This is a genomic window from Streptomyces sp. NPDC006265 (assembly GCF_040613555.1).
GTDB lineage: Bacteria > Actinomycetota > Actinomycetes > Streptomycetales > Streptomycetaceae > Streptomyces.
Window position 1 is genome coordinate 1 of record NZ_JBEXSH010001107.1, and the last position, 2,499, is coordinate 2,499.

The window sequence follows — 2,499 nt, forward strand, 5'->3', positions numbered from 1 at the left end:
TCTGGCTGCCGCCGGGACTGGGCCTGGCCACGATGGTCCTGCTGTTCAGCGAGCGCGGCATGTCCCTCGCCGCGCCTTGCGGGGCAACACCTGACCCACGTGCACACCGGCACCGCCAACCCCGGCACGGTGTGGCTGCGCTGCCGCACCCGCACCTCGGACATCCGGATCGGCATGGCGGCCCGGCTGACCGCCGACGCACCGGTCGCCGAGGCGCACGTACACCCCCGTGCGCTCCAGCGTCTGCAGCTGACCCTGGAACCCGGCCGCCCTGTCACCGTCGACAAGACCATCGCCCTGCACACCTCGCGCGACCCGGCCATCAGCGACCCGCTCCAGACCGCCCTGGACCGCGTGAGCGCCGCCCCGGGGTTCGAGGCGCTCCTGCAGTCGCACCTCATCGCCTGGAAGCTGCTGTGGCGCCGTGCCGCACTCGACGTCCCCGGCGAGCCGGGCACCATCCTGCGGCTGCACCTGTTCCACCTGCTCCAGACTCTTTCCCCGCACACCGCGGACCTGGATGTGGGAGTGCCGGCCCGCGGGCTGCACGGCGAGGCCTACCGGGGACACATCTTCTGGGACGAATTGTTCGTGCTGCCCTACCTCAACCTGCACTTCCCCGAGGTGTCCCGCGCCCTCCTGCGCTACCGCCACCGGCGCCTGGACCGAGCCCGCGCCGCAGCACGGGACATCGGCCGCCGCGGCGCACTGTATCCGTGGCAGAGCGGCAGCGACGGCCGCGAGGAGACCCAGCGCCTGCACCTCAACCCCCGCTCAGGGCGCTGGCTTCCCGACCACTCCCACCTCCAGCACCACGTCGGCTCGGCGATCGCCTACAACGTCTGGCAGTACTGCGAGGCCAGTGGTGATGCGGAGTTCCTGCACACCAAGGGCGCCGAGATGCTGGTGCAGATCGCGCGCTTCTGGGCCGACTCGGCCACCTGGGACGAGAAGCTGGGCCGTCACCGGATCCGAGGTGTGGTCGGCCCGGACGAGTATCACGATGCCTACCCCGGCTCCCAAGCACCCGGCCTGGACGACAACGCGTACACGAACGTGACGGCAGCCTGGGTCCTCGCCCGCACCTTGGAGGTGCTGCGCGACCTCCCGGAACCCCGGCGACGCGAACTCCTCGAACGGGCCGCGCTGGACGGCGGTGAGCTGGAGCGGTGGGAAGAGGTGTCCCGCACCCTCCACGTCCCCTTTCACGACGGGGTCATCAGCCAGTTCCAGGGCTACGGGGACCTCGCCGAACTCGACTGGAAGGGCTACGCGAAGCGGTACGACGACATCCGGCGGCTCGACCGGATCCTCGAGGCCGAGGGGGACACCGTGAACCGCTACAAGGCGTCCAAGCAGGCCGACGCGCTGATGCTGGGCTACTTGTTCTCACCCGCCGAACTGCAGGGCCTCTTCCGCCGGTTGGGTCATCGGCTGGACGAGGAGACCTGGCGGCACACGGTCGACTACTACCTCGCCCGCACCAGCCACGGCTCCACCCTCAGCGGTCTCGTCCACGGCTGGATCCTGGCCCGCGCCCGGCGCACCGACGCGTGGCTGTTCTGCCAGGAGGCCCTCCGCGGCGATGTGGCCGACCTGCAGGGCGGCACCACGGGTGAGGGCATCCACCTCGGTGCGATGGCCGGCACCCTCGATCTGATCCAGCGGGGTCTCACCGGGCTGGAGACTCGCGAGGGGGCGCTGTGGCTGGACCCGGTGCCGCTGCCGGAGCTGTCGTCGTACGGTTTCTCGCTGCAGTACCAGGGGCACTGGGGTGTGCGGCTGCGGCTGGAGAGCGGTCTGCTGGAGATCTCCGTGCCGCACTCCGACCGTCAGCCGATCACCGTGCGTCTGCCCGACCGGACCGTCGGGGTCGAGCCAGGGGAGACGAGTCGGCTGCTGCTTCCGGGCTGAGGGGTTCCCGGCTGAGAGCTGACGTCGGCGAGTCCGCCGTGCGCGGCGGACTCGCGGGCTGGGACAGGCGCTCAGGCCTGCACCGGCCCTGCCGGCATGACGATGTCGTCGGCCGCCACGTCGTGCAGCCGGATGGCGAGGTCCTCCAGAGCCCGGCTGACGGCGAGTTCGTCGCCGATCTCCGGAACAGGCCTGTCGATCGGGTTGCGCCGGGCCGTCCCCCTGCCCGTCACGGTCGACGTGTCCCGTGTGGTGAGCACGGCACGCGCATGAGTGCTGTCGCCCTCTTGGGAGATGTAGATCTGCACGGTCCACTGCTTGGCTTCCATGGTGATCACTTCCGTCCCGGAGCCGCTCCTTGCTCCCACCCTGCGCGCAGGCGTACGGCCGCACCAGTGCCGAAGGGCCCTTCCGCGGCACTCACGGCGCCAAGGAGAAGTAGCTCTCCTCTTCCTGGGTGAAGTGCAGGCGCAGCACGGTGTTCAGGCCGTAGAGGCAGGAGCGGAGGTCGTCGCCCCCAGATGGCTCCCAGCGCGGGGCAGGTGTGTGTGAAGTGGTGATGACGCAACAAGGGCTGCGGATGGG

General features: G+C 70.4%; 1 protein-coding gene and 1 pseudogene. One reads left to right on the forward strand and one right to left on the reverse strand.

The features are described 5' to 3' along the window. Positions 1 to 75: 75 nt before the first annotated feature. Positions 76 to 1,914 (forward strand): annotated as a pseudogene (locus tag ABZ281_RS45835) (glycosyl hydrolase family 65 protein); the annotation flags it as partial. 71 nt (positions 1,915 to 1,985) lie between these two features. Here the strand turns inward: ABZ281_RS45835 and ABZ281_RS45840 are convergent. Next, positions 1,986 to 2,243: a DUF1876 domain-containing protein gene (locus ABZ281_RS45840; protein WP_356664366.1), complete on the reverse strand. Its 258-nt coding sequence runs from the start codon at positions 2,241 to 2,243 to the stop codon at positions 1,986 to 1,988. Between the last annotated feature and the right edge of the window lie 256 nt (positions 2,244 to 2,499).

What these genes read in the sequence shown, in the direction of transcription:
- ABZ281_RS45840 (WP_356664366.1), bottom strand. Translation starts at nt 2,243, where the DNA reads ATGGAAGCCAAGCAGTGGACCGTGCAGATCTACATCTCCCAAGAGGGC.